The 22,240-nt window shown below is 47.1% G+C and carries 17 protein-coding genes; 6 read left to right on the forward strand and 11 right to left on the reverse strand.

The genetic code is table 11. From position 1 onward, the window contains the following. Positions 1 to 292: 292 nt before the first annotated feature. From QUB12_RS32240 to QUB12_RS32250, 3 genes are all read left to right on the forward strand, one after another. A complete protein-coding gene (locus tag QUB12_RS32240) occupies positions 293 to 2,020 on the forward strand; it encodes a diflavin flavoprotein (protein ID WP_333138890.1) in 1,728 nt (575 codons plus the stop codon). Positions 2,021 to 2,366: 346 nt separating this feature from the next. Continuing rightward, positions 2,367 to 2,996 (forward strand): hypothetical protein, encoded by a 630-nt coding sequence (locus QUB12_RS32245; protein WP_333138892.1) that lies wholly within the window; start codon positions 2,367 to 2,369, stop codon positions 2,994 to 2,996. Continuing rightward, a complete protein-coding gene (locus QUB12_RS32250) occupies positions 2,989 to 4,734 on the forward strand; it encodes a diflavin flavoprotein (RefSeq protein WP_333138894.1) in 1,746 nt (581 codons plus the stop codon). Before QUB12_RS32245 ends, QUB12_RS32250 begins: the two co-directional genes overlap by 8 nt. Positions 4,735 to 4,927: 193 nt before the next feature. On the opposite strand, the gene pgsA is transcribed toward QUB12_RS32250, so the two are convergent. From pgsA to QUB12_RS32300, 10 genes are all read right to left on the reverse strand, one after another. Then, the gene (gene pgsA, locus QUB12_RS32255; RefSeq protein WP_333138896.1) at positions 4,928 to 5,446 is read right to left on the reverse strand and encodes a CDP-diacylglycerol--glycerol-3-phosphate 3-phosphatidyltransferase; all 519 of its coding nucleotides are present in this window, start codon (positions 5,444 to 5,446) and stop codon (positions 4,928 to 4,930) included. 484 nt (positions 5,447 to 5,930) lie between these two features. Continuing rightward, positions 5,931 to 7,292: a calcium-binding protein gene (locus tag QUB12_RS32260; RefSeq protein WP_333138898.1), complete on the reverse strand. Its 1,362-nt coding sequence runs from the start codon at positions 7,290 to 7,292 to the stop codon at positions 5,931 to 5,933. Between the two features lie 343 nt (positions 7,293 to 7,635). After that, on the reverse strand, positions 7,636 to 9,348 hold the full coding sequence (locus QUB12_RS32265) for a pentapeptide repeat-containing protein (protein WP_333310314.1): 1,713 nt from the start codon (positions 9,346 to 9,348) through the stop codon (positions 7,636 to 7,638). Positions 9,349 to 10,497: 1,149 nt separating this feature from the next. Further along, on the reverse strand, positions 10,498 to 11,193 hold the full coding sequence (locus tag QUB12_RS32270) for an ADP-ribosylglycohydrolase family protein (RefSeq protein ID WP_333300480.1): 696 nt from the start codon (positions 11,191 to 11,193) through the stop codon (positions 10,498 to 10,500). A gap of 53 nt (positions 11,194 to 11,246) precedes the next feature. Then, the gene (locus tag QUB12_RS32275) at positions 11,247 to 12,446 is read right to left on the reverse strand and encodes a transposase (protein WP_333138906.1); all 1,200 of its coding nucleotides are present in this window, start codon (positions 12,444 to 12,446) and stop codon (positions 11,247 to 11,249) included. Between the two features lie 88 nt (positions 12,447 to 12,534). Further along, positions 12,535 to 12,663 (reverse strand): hypothetical protein, encoded by a 129-nt coding sequence (locus QUB12_RS32280; protein ID WP_333138908.1) that lies wholly within the window; start codon positions 12,661 to 12,663, stop codon positions 12,535 to 12,537. Positions 12,664 to 12,746: 83 nt separating this feature from the next. Continuing rightward, a complete protein-coding gene (locus QUB12_RS32285; protein ID WP_333138910.1) occupies positions 12,747 to 13,457 on the reverse strand; it encodes a sugar transferase in 711 nt (236 codons plus the stop codon). Between the two features lie 274 nt (positions 13,458 to 13,731). Beyond that, entirely contained in the window at positions 13,732 to 15,636 is a 1,905-nt protein-coding gene (locus QUB12_RS32290; RefSeq protein ID WP_333138912.1) for a hypothetical protein, read from the reverse strand. A 143-nt stretch (positions 15,637 to 15,779) separates the two neighbouring features. Further along, positions 15,780 to 18,089, reverse strand: coding sequence for a hypothetical protein (locus QUB12_RS32295; protein WP_333138913.1), 2,310 nt, complete (start codon positions 18,087 to 18,089; stop codon positions 15,780 to 15,782). Positions 18,090 to 18,397: 308 nt separating this feature from the next. Further along, positions 18,398 to 18,658 (reverse strand): hypothetical protein, encoded by a 261-nt coding sequence (locus QUB12_RS32300; protein WP_333138915.1) that lies wholly within the window; start codon positions 18,656 to 18,658, stop codon positions 18,398 to 18,400. Between the two features lie 660 nt (positions 18,659 to 19,318). Between QUB12_RS32300 and QUB12_RS32305 the strand changes: the two genes are divergently transcribed. The 3 genes from QUB12_RS32305 to QUB12_RS32315 all read left to right on the forward strand — a co-directional run bounded on the left by QUB12_RS32305 (position 19,319) and on the right by QUB12_RS32315 (position 21,626). Further along, positions 19,319 to 20,032, forward strand: coding sequence for a Crp/Fnr family transcriptional regulator (locus QUB12_RS32305; protein ID WP_333138917.1), 714 nt, complete (start codon positions 19,319 to 19,321; stop codon positions 20,030 to 20,032). A 90-nt stretch (positions 20,033 to 20,122) separates the two neighbouring features. Continuing rightward, positions 20,123 to 20,620, forward strand: a complete 498-nt coding sequence (locus QUB12_RS32310; protein ID WP_333138919.1) for a universal stress protein — start codon at positions 20,123 to 20,125, stop codon at positions 20,618 to 20,620. 250 nt (positions 20,621 to 20,870) lie between these two features. Further along, complete coding sequence (locus tag QUB12_RS32315; protein WP_333310316.1) at positions 20,871 to 21,626, forward strand: DUF2232 domain-containing protein; 756 nt, start codon at positions 20,871 to 20,873, stop codon at positions 21,624 to 21,626. A 353-nt stretch (positions 21,627 to 21,979) separates the two neighbouring features. Here QUB12_RS32315 and QUB12_RS32320 read toward each other — a convergent pair. Continuing rightward, the coding region (locus tag QUB12_RS32320) for a hypothetical protein (protein ID WP_333310318.1) at positions 21,980 to 22,240 on the reverse strand (261 nt) is incomplete at its 5' end.

Raw genomic sequence — 22,240 nt, forward strand, 5'->3', positions numbered from 1 at the left:
GTCCTTTTTGGACGGGCGGGACGCCCATCCCACAATAACAATTAAAATTGTAAGTTATTTAATTCGCGATCCTAACTGACTGCTCGATCGCAATTTCCATGCAAAACTCAGTACGTCGATCGCCAAACCGATCGAACTTGGTTTCTCTACCACATATATTAGCTTTTTGTCAAGAGAGAGAGATCACTTTTGGGATGCTTAACTGAGTGATAGGAAATTTGATAAAGATTTACAAAAGAAACGTGTCAGAATGGAAACAATAAGGTAATGGGTAAAAGACAAGGAGGCACTGATGGTAGCGCTGACTGAACGAGTCCAACGCAGATTGACGGTGGAAAAAGTCGAAATTGCCCCTGATACAACGGCAATTCGATGCCTGGACTGGGAGAGAGACCGCTTTGACATCGAATTCGGACTCAAAAACGGTACAACTTACAACTCATTCATTATTCGCGGTGAAAAAACAGCCCTCGTCGATACGTCGCACGAGAAGTTTCGCCAGCAATACATGGAAACTCTGACGGGCGAAATTGACCCCAAAGAGATTGACTATCTAATTATCAGCCACACGGAACCAGACCACAGCGGTTTAGTCAAAGACGTGCTGGCGCTGGCACCCCAAGCAATTGTCGTGGGGGCGAAAGTAGCAATTCAATTTTTAGAAAACCTTGTACACCAACCATTTGAGCGATTGGTAGTAAAAAACGGGGACAAACTAGATTTAGGAAACGACCACATTATCGAATTCGTATCGGCGCCGAACTTGCACTGGCCCGATACTATTTTCAGCTACGACAGCAAAACTCAAGTGCTGTTTACCTGCGATGCTTTCGGGATGCACTACTGTTCCGACAGTACATTCGATGACGATTTAGCAGCAGTTGAGGAAGATTACCACTTTTATTATGAGTGTTTGATGGCTCCCAATGCTCGATCGGTACTCGCTGCGATGAAGCGGATGGCAGAGTTGGGAGAAATTGGTACAGTAGCAACCGGTCACGGGCCGCTGCTGCGGCACAATGTGGTGGAACTTACCGGACGCTACAAAAAGTGGAGCCAAGCGCAAGCTAAGGCAGAAACCACTGTAGCGGTATTTTACACTTCCGACTACGGATGGAGCGATCGACTCAGCCAAGCGATCGCCCACGGTATCACCAAAACCGGTGTTGCTGTGGAAATGATGGATTTGAGAATCGCCGACTTGCAAGAAGTCCGCGAACTTGTCGGTACCGCCGCCGGTATCGTGATTTGTTCGCCGCCGAGTAGTGGTACTGCTGCTGTGAATGCCGAAGCTGCTATCAACACAATTTTAGTTGCTGCTAACAACAAACAATCTTTCGGTTTGTGCGAATCCGGCGGTGGCGATGACGCATCGATTTACCCGCTGCGAAACAAGTTCAAAGAGTTGGGTTTAAAAGAAGCATTTCCCAACATTTTGATTAAAGAATCACCGACAGAAGCGAGTTATCAACTTTGCGACGAAGCCGGCACCGACTTGGGACAGTGGCTGACGCGGGACAAGGCTGTCAAACAGATGAAGGCCCTCGACAGCGACCTCGATAAAGCTTTGGGACGGATCAGCGGCGGACTGTACATCATCACCGCTCAAAAAGGCGAGGTTAGCGGTGCGATGTTGGCTTCTTGGGTAACGCAAGCCAGCTTTAAACCGCTGGGTTTAACAATAGCAGTTGCCAAGGATCGGGCGATCGAATCGATGATGCACGCGGGAGATAAATTTGTTCTCAACGTGCTCGAAGAAGGCAATTATCAAACCTTGATGAGACACTTTTTAAAGCGTTTTGCTCCTGGTGCCGATCGATTTGCCGGAGTTAAAACTCAACCAGCAACCAACGGTTCTCCGATTTTGACAGATTCCTTGGCTTACATGGAATGCGAAGTAGTGAGCCGGATGGAACTTTCGGATCATCATATCGTATATGCGATCGTCGATAACGGTCGCGTATCCAATCCCGATGCACTGCCTGCTGTTCACCACCGCAAAGTGGGAAATCACTATTAGGATGTCAGTTGACGGTTGACAGTTGACTGTTGTCAGTTGACTGTTGGCTGTTGGCTGTTGTCAGGTGCAAAGGGGAAATTCAACGATATATTGATTGACTGTCTGAATCAACACACCCCAAACGTATTAGTAAGGTGCGTCAGCCGATGTTTTATTCGACTTCATCATCGATTATCTACTGACGCACCCTACAATTACAGTCCAAGACGCAACTGGCTACGCAAAAACTCTCACCTTTGGGTGCTGGTGGCGCACCTTACGGGGTTTCTGGGTGTTGGGTGCGCCACCAGCAGCAAACCGGGCAAACCGTTGTCATTTAGACTCCATTTTAATAGGGGAATTGCCAATGCCTGCCAATCTTTTAGAAGACCGAGATTACACAATTATTATTGCCAGAAGCGATGCCAGCAGAGACCCTCAACATCCTTGGTATCAGGAGTGGGTAGAAGCACAGGCATCTCTGATTGACTTAGCAAAAAAATGTCAGCAATTTGACAGCGACGGCATCACCCTTTATGAAGCTTCTACTCCGATGTGGGAGTATAAAAATTCAAATGTTGCCCGGTTAGCTGAAATTTTGCAGCGACAAAATACGCAACCGGATTCAGCAAACCCCACTGAAATTAATTTGGAAGAAGCTCTGAAAGCAACTTTTAACGATTATTTCGCCAGCCAACCAAATGCCAAAGGCAAGAACGGAGCAATAATTGTTGTAGTCCTAGATCAAAAACCCGAAAATACCGCTGCTGTTGCCGAAATTATTGTAAGTGCAGCAAATAAAATAGATAAAGACGAAGAAATTGGAGTGAGCTTTATCCAAATTGGGGATGATTTGAAAACCAGGGAATTTCTGATTGACCTGGATACCAATTTACAGGGTAGAGGCGCAAGGTTTGATATTGTAGATACCAAGTTTTGGCACGAAATCAAAAGAAGTTCTGTAGTTCAGTTTCTCATAGGTGCAATTAATGACTAACACTTTGACTCCTAGACTCGCATCTGATGCCAAACCCCGCGACGTACAGTTTATCCCGATCGCACTCGATACTTTTATTCTGCGATCGCGCACTTGGGATCGACTCAAATTTGAAGTCGAGTATTCGCTGCAAAAGGGTACGACAGCCAATAGCTACATTATTCAAGCTGACAAAACTGCTTTGTTCGACCCGCCTGGGGAATCTTTTACTCAAAATTACCTGGAATTTTTGCAGCAACGGGTGGACTTGACCAAGCTGGATTACATAATTTTGGGGCATTTCAATGCTAACAGGTCAGTAACAATTAAAGGTCTGTTAGATTTAGCTCCTGAAGTAGCTTTGGTTTGCACGAATCCCGCCGCAATTAGTTTGCGCGCCGCTTTTCCCGAACAAGAGTTAAACATTATGATCGTTCGGGGAGAAGAAACTCTCAACTTAGGAAAAGGTCACGCCTTAAAATTCATTGCGACTCCGACTCCTCGCTGGCCCGATCAACTTTGCACCTACGATCCGCAAACTCGAATCGTGTTCACTGACAAACTGTTTGGAGCTCACGTTTGCGGCGACCAAGTATTCGATGAAGGGTGGAGCGTTTACAGCGAAGATCGGCGCTATTATTACGATTCCCTGCACGCATCTCAGGCCAAACAAGTGCTGACTGCAATGGATAAATTCGCCGATTTACCAGCAGCATTTTATGCTCCCGGTCACGGCCCGATCGTCCGTTACGGCCTTAATGAACTGAGCAATTTGTATCGGGAATGGAGCCAGCAACAAAATTCAAAAGACTTGACAGTTGCTTTGATTTATGCTTCTGCTTACGGAAATACGGCTACTTTAGCCCAGGCGATCGCCAAAGGAATTACGAAAGCGGGCGTTGCGGTGGAAAGTATCAACTGCGAATTTGCCGAACCGGGAGAAATTCAAGAGGCGATCGAAAAATGCGCGGGATTTATCATCGGAACCCCGACGCTAGCAGGACACGCTCCGACGCAAATTCAAACTGCTTTGGGAATTGTTTTATCTACCGCAACTAAGAGCAAATTAGCAGGGGTTTTCGGTTCTTTTGGCTGGAGTGGAGAGGCGATCGACTTAGTGGAAAACAAGCTGAAAGATGCTGGCTATCGAATTGGATTTGAGCCGATTCGAGCCAAATTTACGCCGACGGCGGCGACGATTCACGAGTGCAAAGAAGCGGGAACGGATTTTGCTCAAGCTTTGATTCGATCGCAAAAATTGCGGGCACCGAAACCGCAGTTAGCAGCCGGTAGCGATCGTACTGAACAAGCAGTAGGGAGATTGGTTGGTTCGCTGTGCGTACTCTCGGCGAAGCGGGGGGAAGTCGCCAGTGCGATGCTGGCTTCCTGGGTGTCGCAAGCAACGTTTAATCCGCCCGGTGTGACGATTGCGGTGGCGAAAGATCGATCGATCGAAGCTTTGATGTATGCCGGAGATAAATTTGTGCTGAATATCTTAGCCGAAGGGCGACAGTTGCGGAAGTATTTCATGAAAAACTTTGCTCCGGGAGAAGACAGATTTGCCGGAGTCGAAACAATGGAAGCTAGCAACGGCTGTCCGGTTTTGACTGAGGCTCTAGCTTATCTGGAATGCGAAGTGATAAGTCGGATGGAATGCGGCGATCACTGGGTAGTTTATGCAGCGGTTGAAAACGGTCATTTGCTGAAAAATGACGGCGTGACAGCGGTGCACTATCGGAAATCTGGGAGCCATTATTAAAGTGAAGTAATCTTGATAAATCCTCGCTTTTCCACAAGTCCGCCGGGGGTTTAAACCCCCGGCTAATAGCTAAAGTCCTCTAAAGAGGACTGATGATTTTAACAGTCCTCTTTAGAGGACTTTCGCTTTGAGGCAGGGGTTTCAACCCCTGCCGGACTGGGGGAAAGCGCGTGTTTAATGATATAAAACTCCCTTACTTTTCTTTTATTTCCTGTTCCGGCCACAGATAAATAGCGCCAGAAATCAAAGTTAAAGCCACAGAAACCCAAAAAGCAATTAATGCGGGAAAATTCCACGCTTCAGACAAAGGAGCAATTAAAAGTGCGATCGCCACAATCTGACTCACCGTCTTCAATTTGCCCCAAATATTAGCTCCCGAAATCGTAGTTTTATTAACACGCCACCCCGCAATGGTCAACTCCCGACCAAAAATCAAAAACACTCCCCAAGCCGGGATTTTCCCCAACTCAATCAATACCAAAAGCGGCGCGAGCACCAACAATTTATCCACCAAAGGATCGAGAAACTTACCCAAATCGGTAATTTGATTCAGCTTCCTAGCCAAATAGCCGTCCAGCCAATCAGTAGCCGCAGCTACCACAAAAATTGCGGTGCAAATCCAGCGGCTTTGCGCGCTTGGGTCGTACAAACCGTAGAGCAGAAAAGGCACTCCCAGTAAGCGAGAAAAAGTAATCAAATTAGGCAAATTCATAAATCAAAAATTAAGGGCTACTCTACGAAGGCTTTCCTTAATTTAACATTTACACGACTTATAATCAGGTGGATTTACTTAATTAAAAAACCTTCTGACTATAGTTGTCACAAGATTGGATAATTTATCGGCTCAATTTGTTGTGTCGCCTCGCGCGATCGAATTCGATTTTACTGCCGATTGGCGATCGTAACTGGCTAGAAACATTCGGAAACAGAGTTCACTAGCTCAGGGTAATCTTTGGCGATCGTGGCTACCGAGAAGGCCAAACTGGGCAGGGAAATTAGCATGAAGAAAAAGAATCTGCGGATTCCTGCTCAAAGACTAAAATCCTGTTGCCTTTAAAGAGACAGCAGGAGATAAAAACTGTCAAGGGACAGAATATAGATTTGCGCGGTGGTGGCAAGAAAACATGAACTTACTTACCGCGTCTAAAGCCAGTTTGCGCTGGGTTTGGGCTTAAAATTTGTTTAAGTCCCGTTAATTAAATGAGTGGTTCCTCAACGAAATGCGAGGCGTTAAATTGACGCACTCCTTGAACCACAGCTAGGGTTTCCGCTTGAGAAATCGGAATTCCGGCTTGAGGCGTGACGTAGATCCGGGTACTCGGAGTAGCAACCCCGTTAACTGTCAGCGAGATGTTTTGGAACGATAGCTGCTCAAAGGTAATCCCCTCCAGTAAGAAGTAGTCAGTCCCTTTCAAGAAGTCAACGATGTAGTCACCAGCAGGAGGAGTAATAACTGGCTCACCGGGATCGATGGGTTCGGGCACAAAATCGGTGAACAGCAACTGGAAGTAGTCGGTGTCAGCCCCGCCGGTTAGAGTGTCGCGGGCGGTTTGAGTTTCCGCATCTTCGCCGCCAAAAAGCAGGTCAATGCCAGCACCACCGATGACACGATCGACTCCTGCACCAGCATCCAAGAAGTCATCGCCTGCAGCACCATTGAGGATGTCATCGCCAGCCAGTGTTTCAGCAACTCCGTAGTCGCCATAGATAGTGTCATTGCCACCCAGACCATTGAGGTTGTCATTCCCCTCTCCGCCATCAATGAAGTCGCCTTCAGCGCCACCCCTGATGGTTTCTAAGCCAGCGCCACCGATCAGAGTGCTGGTGCCAGCACCACCGTCGAGAATGTCATTGCCATCGCCACCATCGAGGAAGTCAATACCATCGCCACCAAACAGGGAGTCACTTCCGGCATAGCCGTAGAGGGCGTCGTCGCCTATGCCACCATCGAGGGTATCGTTGCCGCCGCCTGCTAAGCTGTCGCCTTCTCCGTAGAGGGTGTCGTTGCCGCTGCCGCCAACCAGGGAATCTGCTCCCCCAAAAATTTCGCCTTTTTCATCATCGCCGTAGATTTTGTCATCGGTAAAGCCACCAATAACGGTGTCATCGCCAGCACCACCAAACCCCGTATCCTCGAAACCTACAAAGAGTTGGTCTCTTCCAGCCCCACCATCGAGGAAATCTTTACCATCGTTGGCATCGTTGGCATTTGAGCCTCCGTACAGGATGTCATTGCCATCTTCGCCATACAATGAGTCTTCGCCGGAATCGCCAAAAAGTCGATCGGCTCCGATTCCACCATGCAGGTTGTCCTTCTCCAGCCCACCGTAGAGGAAGTCGTTACCATCATCACCATATAGATCGTCTTCGCCGTTTTCCCCAAATAGTCGATCGGCTCCAGCAGCACCATATAGAGTGTCTTTATCCTCTCCACCGTAGATGCTATCGTTACCGCCTAAGCCATACAACAGATCTTCCTTGCCAAAGCCGCGAATCACATCGGCGTTATTGGTTCCGGTCAGAGTATCGGGCAGTTCTGTTCCATTTCTGATAGCCATAATTTTCTCCTGTTGTTATGTCAGTGTTTCGTAGTGTTATGTGAACTTGCGACAACGCACAAAAGTGATTCATGCGCCTTAGAATTCGGTGCTTCGTTACCGTTGACAATCCTTACCATTCCCCCCTTTCCAACATCGAAAGGGGGGATGCCGAGGCATGGAAAGGAAAAATAAAATGCGAGAAGTCATCACACAAACTCCGGTTGATATTATGTCCGGTCGATCGCCTGAATAAAAATATCGAAAAGCCTTCCTGTCAAAGCATTGTCATGATGACAATTGCTCCGACTAGATAGATCGTGAGTCCCCTCAGATCGGCCGTTGAACTCCCGTTGCTCTGACGTTACGAGAACTGGAAGAGCGGACGATTGGTCGAACTGACATTAGTGCTGATATGAGCTGCCGTAAATGAAGTGTTAGCTAGCGTGATCAACAGCGCGCCTGTGCCAAAACCGGCATCGCCAGCAATGCCATTGCCCGATCGCAATTGAGTGTTCGCGCCAGATGGCACCACATCGATCGCTGCAATGCCACTGAAGGATAGGATGTCTCCGCTGGCTCCGAGGGTGAAACCATTCACGCGATCGGAACCATGACCACTGCGGTAGTGAATGGTATCTCTGCCACCACCGCCTGTGAGGGTGTCATTTCCCGCAGCACCAAACAACGCATCATTGCCCGGGCCACCCGTCAGGATATCAACACCGCTACCGCCATCGAGGTAATCATCCCCATCACCGCCGTTGAGGGCGTCATTGCCGTCGAGCCCGAAGAGATTATCGTCGCCTCCGGTTCCAGTGACGGTATCGGTGCCGCTAGTCCCCATCGTCAGACCCACAACATCGACTGCATTGACCCCGGTCATGTTCGCCCCGACCATAACAGCACCGGTGAAGTTGGCTTTGACCAGGTTGGCATTAGTTAAGTTGGCATTGGTGAAGTCGGCACCGATAAAACTCCCCACTTCCAGGCTGGCACCTGACAGATTGACGTTTCTAAACTTGGTCAGGTTATCTCCAACCGCCTCCTTCAGGTTTGCGCCTGCCAGGTTTGCCCCTGTAAAGTTGGCTCCAGCCACATTGCTCTTCTCAATAAAAGCGTTGTCTAACTGGACTCCACCCGTCAAGTTAGCGCCAACGAGAATTGCTCCACTCAGGTTGGCATTGCTGAGATCGGCACCAACCAGGATTGCATTGCTCAAATCAGCACCGTCCAGGAATATGCCTTCTGCAATCACCTGACTCAGGTTCGCGTTGTTCAACTCAGAATCTGCGAAACTAGCACCACCCATTTGAGTGCGCGTACCATTTGCATGGGCGCTGAAGTTAGCACCAGCCAGATTGACATCTTCGGCACTAAGTTCCCTCAAATTGGCTCCGCGAAAGCTAGAACTTGTCAGTGTCAATCCATCCGGTGCGTTGGTATCGGTCATATTAACCCCACTCAGGTTGGCAAGGTCAAAGATGGCGTTGCTGAGGATAATGTCTGTGAGATTAGTCGATACGTCGAATTGAGCGCCAGTAAAATTCGCATTGATCAACATGGTTCCTTCCATGTCAGCACCCTGGAATTTGGCATTCGTCAAATTGGCACCCGTAAAGTCAGCCGCTTTCAGCTTCGCCTTAAAGAAATCAGCACCCGTAAAGTTTGCTCCCCTTAGGTTCGGTCGCTCCGACTGTTCGCCGCTGAGATTGGCCTCATGGAGAATGGCATTGGTCAGGTTGGCGTTGGACAGGTTGATGAATTTTGTGCTGATCAGCGACAGATTTACTCCAGTTAGGTTTGCCCGACTGAAATTGACGTTTTCTAAGGTCGCTTTATAAAAAGTCGCCGGTTGAAAGTTGGTATTGGCAGCAAAGATGGCATTCGTTGCATCTACATTCAGCAGAAATGCCTCTTCAAAGTTGGTACCTCTGAGTTGAGTGGAAATACCTTGAGCGTTGCGCCTGAACAAGACGTTTTCGAGTCGGGCTTTGAAGAATGTGGAACCATTGAGGTTTTGCCCACTAAAGTTATTGCCGACCAAACTTTGATTACTAAAGTTTTGCGCTACCATTTGTAGTTACCCAAAAGTGAAAACTTAGGTTGTGAAGAGCATGAAAAAATTGGTCTTGACTTTAGACTTTAGACTCAAATATTTTTAATGGCTGAATCTGGTTTACATCCTATGAGAGTCCCAAATTTCCCACAAGTGGCAAATACTCTTCTTTACACAATCTTTAAAAAAAAACACACTTTTATAAAGATGGTGTGTATTTATTCTAAAAAAGCATAACTTTTAGAATAAAATTAAGTATTGTTACGGAAAAAAGCACAAACTAATTCTGGCTCTTCGCTGTTATGGCCTTCGTCAGGGCAACGCTCTTGACTCCTGAATTATGCTGTAAGTGCTGCGGGTTCTGGGTATGCTTTTTTTTTATTCAAAACTTACGCAACTGGCACAATTGGTAGGGTTGCCCTAAACCTTAAATCTTTGATAATCTCCCGATAACCACGAGGTCTGACGCACCATACAAGTTGACATAAGTGTGACAGTTGCGTAAGTCCTACGATCTTTATCTAAGGGCGATGATAAATCTATATACTTACCGATAACTATCGGTGCGAACATCCCAAGTAATTGTGAGTGGCTCTAACAATTTTTGGCATTGCTGCTAGAGGATAGAGAGCCAAACTCCCCAACCTGCAGGCAACTAGACTATTTTTTTTTCTGATAATTTTGTAATTTGAGATACAGAATTTAATGGAGAATTGTGGATTTAAAAAATATCTCGATCGACCTGCAATTCCTGGTCTTGAACCACGATCGCATTCGGCAGCTTCGGCAGCAACCAGCGGCGCAGACCAAGCACCCATAACCCCCGCACAAATCGCCTGATTAATCCCCACCGGCGACATTCCCGCACGGCTGACCAAAGTATTCAATTCGCGGTTAAACTACTGCACCAAAGGCACTCCCAGCCAGCGAGAAAAAGTAATTTAATTAGGCAAATTCATAATAGATAGGACTAAGACCAACTGGAAAATTAAACAAAGGTATGTAGTTGCGCTTTAGCGCTCTTAGCTTAGGAAAGAGCGCCCAAACGCAACTACATACATAAAAATTAACCCTATTTGTGACAGTTGGGCTTAATCCTAATAGAAAGAAGTTCGGCAACGCGCAGTGAATGGGGATTTAACGGATGTCACAGATATCAGGAAGAAGTCAGAAGTCGCTCCTGCAATTCATCAACTGTCGATCCAGTTCTATGATATAATCTCGGCCGTAAAATTTATTTTCTAATCCTTGTACCAGATTTTCTGGCAGGTCTTGGGCAATTTCACTGCTACAGGAACCAGCAGCTAAAGCAATAGTTGCCACTGTATCGACATCTCCCGAAAAGGCAATGCAATCTTGGAGCAGTTGGCTCATACTATCATTTCGGATGACCGCAGTAATAGCTGCTCTAACACAGACCAAACCTTTAACGCTGACTTGTCCTTGCCAAGGTATCGACCACTCACCAGCTACGTGCTTTTCTAGAAAATTTCCCAAATTCTTCTTTAAACCTAGCTGATAAATAAAGTAATGGGACATCAAAGCGGCCGCTATAGCTGCTTTAATACCATCGGGAGTATTGTGAGTAATTGCAGCTTGAACGGTAGCATTTTCGATTACTTTTTCAATAGTAGGAAAAATGCCAATGGGGCCTGCTCGCATCGCAGAGCCACTTTTATCGCTAGCGGAGCGAATTTTTTCTAAAAATTCTTTTCCGTCTTGAACTTGTAGCAAAAAATTGTAAAATTTGCCAGCATAACCCAATCGCCGATCGCGGTGAAAAGCTGCAACAAATTTGCTGGCTAAAAGTTCCGGCGTCCAAGGTTCTCGGCTGACGATAGCTTCTGCGACGGCTAAACTCATCTGCGTATCGTCTGTTTGACACTCCCCGACCTGAAGGCGCGGGGATTCTTGGATCAATCAGTCGATTTGCTCGTTGATGCTGCCACCATTGAGTAGAGATCGGTCTGTCCCCAAGCTTTGATTTCGGTGTGCCCCACCGTATTTAAATTAAAGCCAACTCCTGCCTGCTTCAACCCTTTCGCCAAAATGTTTTTCGCGGCGTTGTGATCGCGATCCAATATCGTACCGCAACCACAAATGTGGGTTCGAGTTGACAGCGTTTTCTTAACAAGATTTCCACAATTTGAACAGGTTTGAGAAGTATACTGAGGAGCCACAGCAATTATTGTTTTGCTGTACACTCTTCCAAAATACTCCAACCACTGAGCCAATTGTGACCACGCTGCATCGCTAATAGATTTAGCAAGCTTGTGATTTTTGACCATATTCCGCACCTGAAGGTCTTCGTAGGCTACAAAATCGTTAGATTTTACCGCGCACAACGCCGTCTTTATGGCGAAGTCTTTACGCTGCCGACTGACCTTCAGATGTTTTCTTCCTAACTTGTTGATCGCTTTCTTCCGATTACCTGAGCCTTTCTTTTTTCGAGAAACTCGCTTCTGCAATCTCTTCAAAGCTTTTTCACTTTTACGGAGATATCGAGGGTTGGCAACTGTTTCGCCATCGCTATCAGTATAGAAATGGTTTAGTCCAACGTCTATTCCAATAATTTCACCAGTAGAAACGAATTCCTCTTTTCTTTCCGCATTGATACAAAATTGTGCGTAGTAGCCATCGGCACGACGCACAATTCTGATTCGCTTTATCTCACTGGGTGCATAAAAATGCAAGTCCCGACTACCGATTAACTTAAACCTTCCAGCAGCAAAACCATCCTTAAGTGTCAAGCATCTTTTGTCGGTAGAAATTTCCCAACCCGAAGTTTTATACTCAACGGATCGAGTATGTTTCTTGAACTGCGGGTATCCCTTTTTCCCTGGTTTCTTGGCTTTGCAATTAGCAAAGAAACGTTGGATAGCAAAAATGGCACGTTCTGCCGAAGCCTGACGTGCCATCGAATTAAGCTTGCCTGCCCATTCAAACTCTTTTGCCATGATGGCGCATTGTTTGTACAGGTCTACTAACTTAACTCCTTGATTTTCTATCCAATACCTAAGAGTTTTGTTTCGGACAAATTGAGCCGTCCGAATCATGTCGTCGATGATCCGATACTGCTCCGTTTTGCCCTTTAACTTAAACTCTAAAACTATCATTGGAATAGCCTACCACTTCTACAAAGACTTTTACTTGCAAATCTGTATGTTTAACAATTATTCACACCTTGTGGGAATTAAAGCCGTCCTAGAAGGACGGGGCTTTAGACCCGATTTTTTGGTAAGCGTTGAGATTGTTATACAATTCGATCGTCTGCTGGTCAACAAATTCAAAACCCGCACCGTAAGCGTCACCAATCGCTAATTCTACTAACATATATTTAATCAGTTCCCAACTATTTCATCCCCTGTTTTTTCCTAAAATTTAAAATCCAAAAACAACCCAAAACAGCAAGTCTATTAACACGCACCGTTTTTACTCAAGACCACCCCAATTGTTTTGCAAATCAGAGTGATGTCGTAGACAACAGACCACTTGCCCTGATAGTCGAGATCCATCTGCACAATATCGTTAAAGTCTTTAACTCCAGACCGTCCGTGGACTTGCCACTCCCCAGTCAGCCCGGGTTTGACATTTAAACGTTGCCAGTGAAAATCGTCATAGGCAGCAACTTCATCAGGAGTGGGCGGTCGAGTTCCCACCAAACTCATGTCGCCGACTAACACATTCCAGAATTGAGGCAACTCGTCCAAACTCGTGCACCGCAAGAAGCGGCCGACGCGGGTAATTCGCGGGTCATTTTCATTCTTAAAAATGTGACCCTTGGCTTGGTTGCTAACTAAATGTTTGAGCTTTTCTGCATCGACAACCATCGATCGAAATTTCCACATTCTGAAATGTCGCCCTTTGAAGCTGCAGCGGACTTGACTGTACAGTAGCGGGCCCCGATCGTCCAACAGCATCGCCACTGCCACCGGCACCGCCACCACTGCAGCAATTGCCAGTCCCAGCAAGGAACCCAAAATATCGATCGACCGTTTTACCTTGCTCGTTACGGATCGGTGATGTTGTTGTTGTGATACACAGACTCTGTAAGTAAATTCTTGAAAAAATAAGGACAGCATTTCTGATAATGAGGATTTCGACGAGGCACCCATCGGAAATTTCATATGATTTGTCTCAACTTTAACGATCTCTTACGTCCATCTTATTAGCCATCCCAAATCTGCAGAACCTGAAATACTCAGCTTTGCACAATCTTTAAAAACCCATAACACTTTTATAAAGTTTCTATGTGTTTTTTCTAAAAACGTATAAAGTTTATGTAAAGTTACGTAAATTTACTGAAAAAAGTTAGTCCTGGATGCAAAAAAACCTGGTTTCGACTAGGACTCTTCCCGGAAGACAGGGAGGGTGCTACTGAGAAACCGGGTTTTTTGCCGTTTAGCGATAAATATCGGTGCGAACATCCCAAGCAAGTGTTAGCGGCTCTAACAATTTTTGCTGGCTGCTAGAGGCGAGTTTGCCTAAATATTCGCGAACAACAGAGGCGTGTTCGAGATTCAAACGATAACCCCGCGAGACATCTTCCAAGAAAAGCGGCTCAGCCAAAATTGCTTCCCAATCAGGATTTTGCCTCGACTCCTCGGCCAGCAGCATGAAATCTTCCTCCGCAGGCACAAGCCCCGCCGGCAAATTTCCTTCCAAAATCCGCAAAATTCGGGGTTCGCAGGTGCGGGTATTCACGCCTTGGCGTTCCAACAACTGCAAAATTTCCTGAAAGCTCAGAGTTTCCTCACCCAAAACCTGCATTAATTCCCACAGCAGAAAAAAGTCGCTGTACTGCTGCTGCGACACATCCAAAATTTGAGGATAGAGAGCCAAACTCGCTAACCCGCAGGCAACTCGACCAATTTTTTGGGGGAAATTTGTACTTTGAGATACAGAATTTAATGCAGAATTGTCAATCTCAAAAATATCTCGATCGCCCTGCAATTCCTGGTCTTGAACCACGATCGCATTCGGCAGCTTCTGCCGCAACCAGCGGGCGATCGCAGGCCAAGCACCCATACCCCCCGCACAAATCGCCTGATTAATCCCCGCCGGCGACATTCCGGCGCGGCTGAGCAAAGCATTCAATTCACGATTCAACTGCTGCACAAAAGGCACTAAAACCAGACTTTCCAAATCTTTGCGCTTCACATCCCAATGCTGCTGGCCAATATCCAAAGCAAAACTTTTTTGATGTTGCAAAATAACTTTTATTTGCCTTGCCGCCTCTAACAATTGCAAACCAAAAGCAGAACCTTGTAACTGCTGCTGCAATTGATAACGACTCGGCAAATCTGGATGACCAGGACGTGGCAAATCGATCGACATTCCCCAAGTTTCATTTTTAGCCAACAACTGACAGATAATATCCTGATCGAAAGCATCGCCAGCCGCATCAAAACTGTGGCAAGTAAAATCAGCACGAGTTAAATCTTGAAGATTGGACGGCAACTCAACTAAAGCTAATTCCACCGTCGCCGCCCCCGCATTCAAAATCAAAGTTCCCCCGCTAAAAGACGAAGCATTCACAGCCAGCGGTGCAGCTTCTTCACCGCCCTTAGCAGAATCCACGGCTGACGACTCGACTTCCATGTTATTTTTCACAGGAGTTACAGCAGCAAGCAAAGTGGCGATCGCATCTTCCACCACAAAAATTTGCGAACATGAAGCCACCAGAGACGCGCCCAAAACAGCCTCCCGCAGATTAAACATATAAACATCCGACCAGCCGGCCGGAGTCCCCAAAATTACACCCTGCAAGTCTAAAAGCGCCGCATCGAGAGTTTCTGGCGTCAATCCCGAAGCCCTACAAATTAAATTAGAAACTGGCAATCCTACAAAATTCGCCCTTGGTGTAGAATCCAAAATTTCCCCCGATTCGGCAAATTTTTGTCCCCGCAAACTCGGATTCAAAGTAGCCAGCAGTGCCCGCACACCTTGCAGCGGCAAGGCGATCGAAAAAGTCTCCAAGGGCGACCACTGCAACAGCGGTTCGTACATCCCAGCAGCCTCCCGCTGATAAGGAATGCCCACCTTTAAAGGCCATTTAAAATTTTCCAGTAAAAATTCTCCAGCAGGCAAAGCCTGGGGTCGGAATCCCACCGACTTGACTGTCACCTCTGACCCTGGGCTCCCTGGGGCTGTTTCCGTCAGCACCGCAGCCGAGGGAATCCGAAAGCTCGCGTCTGCTGCCCAAGCCTCAGCCTGCGATGCTTCCCAGTAAATCGGGTGCAACTGGCCGCTGGTGCGATCGAGCAAAGCCGCAGACAGGCCAGTGGAACCAAAATCAATGCCCAAATACCAGCTAGAATTCCGGTGTTCTCTGGATGGGGCGATCGCACCTGCGGCAGAATGGCCAGTCGAGTCTTGCTGCTGTGTTTCGGCAAACTCGCTAAAATCGGTTTTCCCCTCAACAACTCCTGCTTTACTCTCTGTCGAAATTAGGTTTTTTTTTTACTTTCTGGAGGACTCGATCGCAGTTCGCTAGTTTCGGCAGTTTCTGGAGGGGGAAAATCAGTCAAAGGTCGATCGGTCTCGGTCAAACTAGCCAAAATTTCGTCTAGCGTCAAATTCGAGTCGTCTTCCTCAACAAACAAATCATCCTCAAGTTCGTTTTCCAAAACAAAGGGTTCATCCTCAGAGGAGAGTTCCAACACATCGGAGAACAAATCCTCCAGCGTGCCGAGTTCTTCCTCTGCCGCCTCCGCAAAGGGATTGTTTGCAATGCCTTCGGAGGAACTCGCCGATAAATCCAAGCTGTTAGCGACTGAGAAATTCGATCGCCCGAAGCTAGTATTTTCCAATCCCTCCAGATTGTAGAGGTCTGCCTCCAAAAGTTCCAGAGTATTGTTGTCCAAATTTAGAGCTCGATCGAGGTCATCTTCTAATTCCTCGACTGGCAGCAAATCCTCGTCCGGCGAAGCTTGGATGTACCCATCATCGAGCCCCTGCGAGGATGAGTCGAACTCGCCAGTTTGAACGTCACCGGCACTCGGCACACGGGGCCCGGCACTGGGGCCGTTTGGGCTAATTTCTGCAGGCGTTCTCGACGGCAAAGCTGCTGATTGAGGGACTGTAGCGCCGAACTGCTCGCCTTGGTTTTGAGCCGTTTCTAGATTTTCTCGATCGTCCGCGTCAAGTTGCACCTCGGCGGTTGAGGCTGGTGCTTCTGAAACTTGAGGTACTGTTGCCCCTTGCGGTTCAAATAAATCTGCAGTATCTAAAGTTAGGGCGTCTACAGAATTACCCATTACCAAGTCTGAATCTTCATCTACTAAAATCTCTTCCAGAGATTCGCCTTCATCCAGCAGATTTACAAACAAATCTTCGGTCATTTTGAGCGATTCGGCAGTTTCCTCGTCCGCCGACGCTCGATCTTGTAAACCTTCACTTTGGGGCTCAATTACAGTAGTTTCTACGGGGGTACTTTCGATTTGTAATTCTACTTCAGGAACCGCTTCTCCCGCGAACAAACTTGCATACAAATCCTCAATATTTTCGCCGGTTTCTGTTAAGCTATTCTCCGATTCACCGCCAGAAAACTCAGTTGCATTTCCCGATGTTTCGGGTGCAGAATCGAACAAATTATCTTGCAACTCCGGGAGCAAAATTGGGGCTTGAATGCGATCGCGGTCGCGCCTCAACTGTCTGAATTGCGGAGAAATTTCTGTACCGGCGTAGGGAAATCTGTCTTGTTCTCCGAATTCGCCGGTGCGAATTTCCTGCACCGAGTCTCCAGTCTGAGTCTCTGCGGCTGAGTGCTCCATCGCAGTATTTGAAATGGCGGGAGCGACAGAAGATCGATCGGCTGCGGTTGGGGTGACGGTTTCGAGATTATTTGCTAAATCGATCGGCTGTTGAACGTAGGAAGACGCTTCTCGCCCCAACTGTGAGGCCAAGTGGTTGACCAAAGCCGCGAACATCGCCTCGCTCTGCTGGCTCAAACCGTACATATTTTCGAGTTCTTGTCTCAAGGAAGCTTGATAGCTTTGCAGATTTGCTTGCAAAGCCTCGAACACGATAGCCATCCTAGAATCGAGACTCATCAGCAGACTGTCAGCATGAGATTGGAACAGTTGCATTTGCTCCAACCTCTGAGCCGGCGTCAGCAGCGGGTGTTCTTCTGAGGTTTGTGGGTTAACTGTTACGTCAATAGCCGATTGTTCATCAGGCGCACTGCCCAAAGAGTAAGGTGCTGCGCTGCTTTGCAATAACTGATTTTCTAGGGAACTTAGAATTTGGGAGAAATCGCTAGTCAAGGTTTCTTCCAAGCGGGCAGTCAGTACCTGCAAGAATTCACCAATGATTTGCTGTTGGTTGGCTTGTTGCTGAGCTAGGGATTGTTGCTGCTGCCGTTTTGCTTCTAGCAGTTTGATTTCTTGAATTAGAGCTTGCTGCTCTTGCCGCAGAGCTTCTATGTCTTCTTGGAGTGGCCCTGTCAGGCTGGAACGCAGGTGGCTGATTTCTCCGGTTACGGCAAGCATGATTTGCTCTGCGGCTGAGGGGCCAGGGGCGGGCAGAGGCACTTTGGGTACTGGAACTGGTTGCGGGCGGACATTTGGGCGGGCGGGGGCCTTTGGGGCCGTTAGCTTTGAGTCTGAGGAAACCAGATAAGCGCGAACTCGCTCTAAAAGTTGGCGCTGGTGGACAGTATCAAGAGAACCCGTCCAAGGCAAGCGGGGTGCGGGCTTGCTGAGTACCTCGTCTATCTCAGCAATCAGTGCTTGAATTTTGTACTTCTGAGAATTCAAGGGCGGAACCTCTGGGAATGCGGCTTGGGAGAAACTTTACCGAAAAAAGACTGAAGTCAATCGATTTTAGATTTTAGATTTTAGATTTTAGATTGAAGCATTGACTTGCGCGAGATCAATTCGGGGGCTCCTTTATCGGATACAGGTTTTTTATTTCTGGACGGATGAATCCGGGGGCTTGTATCCTGGATGCTTGATTGTCAGGCGGCAGCGATGCCAATAGATAGAATAATCTGAATGCGAGTCAGTCAATAATTCACTAATATTTTATGACAACAGTTAATTAACCTTTTGTCTTCGGATAGCTTCTATTGCCTATCATAGGTTAACCGGTACTTTCGCACCAAATGCCCGCTTCTATCAATGGCAAGTGCCGTCAAATTCTGGGACTGAGAGGCGAGTTTCCCTACCCGGAGGCTGATTCCTGCTCGGAATAGCTGCGAACCCCACAAACTTTTGCCTTCACACGCTTGAACGGCGGGCCGCACACTGTCACCGCGTGTTTCGTTAGGATGGCGGCGCGCCACTGTCTCTCCATCTTTCACCGACTTGGAAAAAACCTCAAACAATTTGCGATTTGGGATACCGAGATTCGGGATTGTCCCCGTGTACTGGGTTTGAGTAACCTTTGATTATAGCCTTTTATCTGTATTCATGGCTAGATACTAATGGTACAATAATCTTGGGGTAGCAGAAAAGTTTGCTGGGAAGTGGGTGGGTTTCGCTCGCCAAGAGCGCCAGTCTTTAGGCTCGCAAGGGCTGTGGATTTTGCCGATCGTGCTGACATTTACCAGGTTCTAGGCAGTTGCTCGGATTTGGGAGCTGTCTGCCGTGCTTGCACCCCTTGTGCTCGTGGATTTGGCCTTCTCGACTGCTGGGCTGACTGACAACAAATCTCTCAGCAGTGTTAAACTTGTCTTCGCGAAGTGCTTGTCTTCGGTAATTCGATCGGCTCAGTCGTTTGCCACATTGCTAAAATTTTGTTAATAAAATTTGCTCAGTGGTATATATCTAAAAAATTATGGTATATTCTTTAGTTTCTAGCTCGCAATCAGAGCTTGAGGCCATTAATTCCCATATTGGGCCTTTGACCGCAAAACTTTAGAGGTAAAATTGCCGATTTTAGATCCTTGTTTCTCAAATCTTGAATCTCAAATCGAATGACTCGGCTGCAAGCTATTTCTAACTGCCCAGCGCAGATCAAGCGCGTAAATTAAAATGATGGCCTCATGGAAGACCGCTTTAACACCCGAGATCCGAATTCTAATATAAATCAATTGATAGTTTCTACTCCGTTTTTTGCAGGATTACCCGATCCTGTAATCGAGAGAGCAACTCTCCACATCGTTACCCGCAGTCATCCGTCGAATCAAGTGATTTTACTCGAAAATGACTGGGGAACATCAGTGTATTTTATATTGGATGGTTGGGTGAAAATTCGCACCTACAACCTAGACGGAAAAGAAGTAACACTGAATATTTTAGGGAAAGGAGAATTATTCGGGGAAATGGCCGCGATCGAAGAAGCACCGCGATCGACAGATGTCATCACCCTAGCCCCGACACTGATCGGCAATATGCCATCTCAGGATTTTGTGCAGCTTATTCATACCGAGCCGCTAGCAGGCATTCGCCTAGCTCAACTGATGGCGCGTCGCCTGCGACAAGTCAACCGCCGCCTGCGTTTGCGAGAGTCTGACAGTACCTCGCGAGTAGCAGATATTCTATTATTTTTGGCAGAGGGGCAAGGCAAAAAAATCATGGAAACAGGAGGTACAGAAATACCGAACCTGCCACACAGAGAATTGAGCAGCCTCAGCGGGCTGGCTCGCGAAACAGTAACGCGAGTGCTGAGCAAGCTGGAAAAAAAAGGAACTATTCAGCGCGAACGTGACGTTTTGTGCATTCCCGACCTGCACGCCTTAGAGCGTCTGTTAGTCTAGAAGTATCAGAGTTTGCTTTTATTGAATCTAATTCAAAAGCACTCTCTGTTAACTAACTGATATTAATGATTTCCCGCAGGAGGTAAAGCTGTGAGTTTTAAGAAAATTTTCGCTGCCTTAGATGATTCAGAACTGAGCCACCGCGTCTTCAGTCAAGCTTTAGAATTAGCTCTGAGCGATCGGGCCCAAGTGATGCTATTTAACTGCGTTACTGTCAACACGTTGGGCGAGACGGCAGTGCCAATTCCGGTAGATTTGGGCATGAATGTCGAGTTAATGAATCAAGCTTATCAAGCTCAACGTTTGCGGCTGGAAAGCGAGGAAAAACAGGCTTCGGGCTTGCTCAAAAATTACTGCGACGCCGCAGCAAAACAAGGATTGCAGGTAGAATTTGACTGCAAAAAGGAGGGCGATCCGGGGCATTGTATCTGTGAAGCAGCCGAAAATTGGGGCGCAGATTTAATAGTGTTGGGAAGGCGTGGCCGCACGGGCTTCACAGAAGCTTTCCTCGGCAGCGTCAGCAATTATGTCGTTCACCACGCATCTTGTTCGGTTTTTGTAATCCAGGAAGTCAAAATCGAAAAATAATGCTGCTGAAAATTTAGGCTGAGAAAACCCATCTCAAATAAGACTTGCGTTCGTACCTAAACCCGGTTTCTGCGAGCAATATTAAATTTGGCGGCGGGGCATCCAAACAGTGAAACCGGGAATCAGCCGTATGGGGCGCAAGTCCCCTAAAATCTAAAATCTAAACTCTAAAATCGGAAAATCGGGAATCAGCCGTATCGGGTGCCAGCCCCGTAAAATCTAAAATCTAAAATCTAAAATCTAAAATCGGATGAGTGATTTTTTGTCAGCAGATGCTGCGCCTAATTCGGGTAGTTCACCCAGTACAAATAACGAGCCGGAAACCGCCGATATTTCAGCAATGGCTGGCGATCGTACAAATCCAGCTCCGGAGAAGCGCCCCTCTGGGGAAGCGCCTTTAAGGCTGGTAGAAACGGCTTTTTTGGCAAGTACCGCTAGCTTAATTTGGCTGGTAAATTATTACTTTCCGCTGGGGCCTTTGCTGCGGGTTTTTTTCCCGATACCCATCGCCCTGGTTTACTTGCGTTGGGGCAACCGAGCAGCTTGGATGGCAGCTTTGGTATCGGGTTTGCTGCTGTCGGTACTGATGGGCCCGACGCGGAGCATTTTATACGTGATGCCTTTTGGAATTATGGGAGTTGCGCTGGGAGGACTTTGGAGGCGCAAAGCGAGTTGGTCACTCTCTGTTAGTGTGGGTGCAGTAATTGGTACTGTAGGCTTCTTTTTTCGGTTTTGGCTGCTGTCAGCGTTGGTGGGTCAAGATTTATGGGTTTACGTAACGGCCCAGGTAACAGAGATGGTGGAATGGGTGTTTGTGAAGCTGGGCTGGCTTAATGTACCGAGTTTGGACACAATTGGGGCGATCGCCGCCGGGATGATTTTAGTTAACAATATTGTCTATTTATTTGTAGTGCATTTAGTAGCTTTGCTGCTATTAGATCGTTTGGGAAATCCAATTCCGCGACCGCCAAGCTGGGTGCAAGTTTTGATCGATTATGAAGAGTAGTTATTAGTCCTTATACCAATTAAATGGGTATAACTAATTATTTTAAAAGGAGTCGCCCTCGCACTTAAAATTTTGAAGAACACGTCCTGGGTGATCGTCTTCCACTTTATAAGCGCGCTCCCTATTAACTTACGCGATTTTACTTATACGGTTCTAATTGAATCCTGACCAACTTGTGAGCCAATATCGAGTTGATTAGTAGCAAGCCATTGTATTTGTGCAGGCACACTAAATATAGCGGGTCTGCGTAAGTCCTGGATTTAACGTATAGCCTTTCTCAGAAAGATGAGGTACTCATGGCCTCCGTGGCCTCCGTGGCCTCCGTGGGCATACCTCACCACGCTTGAGAACCGCTATATCATCATTCCAGCGCTGCTTCCTCCTAGATTTTTCGTTTTTACCGTACTTTTTAAGACGGCTTCAATTTTAGCTTTTGTGCATAGATCCCGCGCTCGCCCCTCTCTTCCCGAAAACCCCTTTTTCCCCGAAGCCCTTATTATTACCAAAAGTGCGATCGCACTTCCCTCAATCATAAATTGGGAGCATCTCATATTTGTAAAAATACTTCTTCTGGCTCCTTCCTTCTTCTGGCTCCTTCCTTCTTCTTCTTTCCT

This window comes from Microcoleus sp. B7-D4, assembly GCF_036705125.1.
Classification (GTDB): Bacteria; Cyanobacteriota; Cyanobacteriia; order Cyanobacteriales; family Microcoleaceae; genus Microcoleus.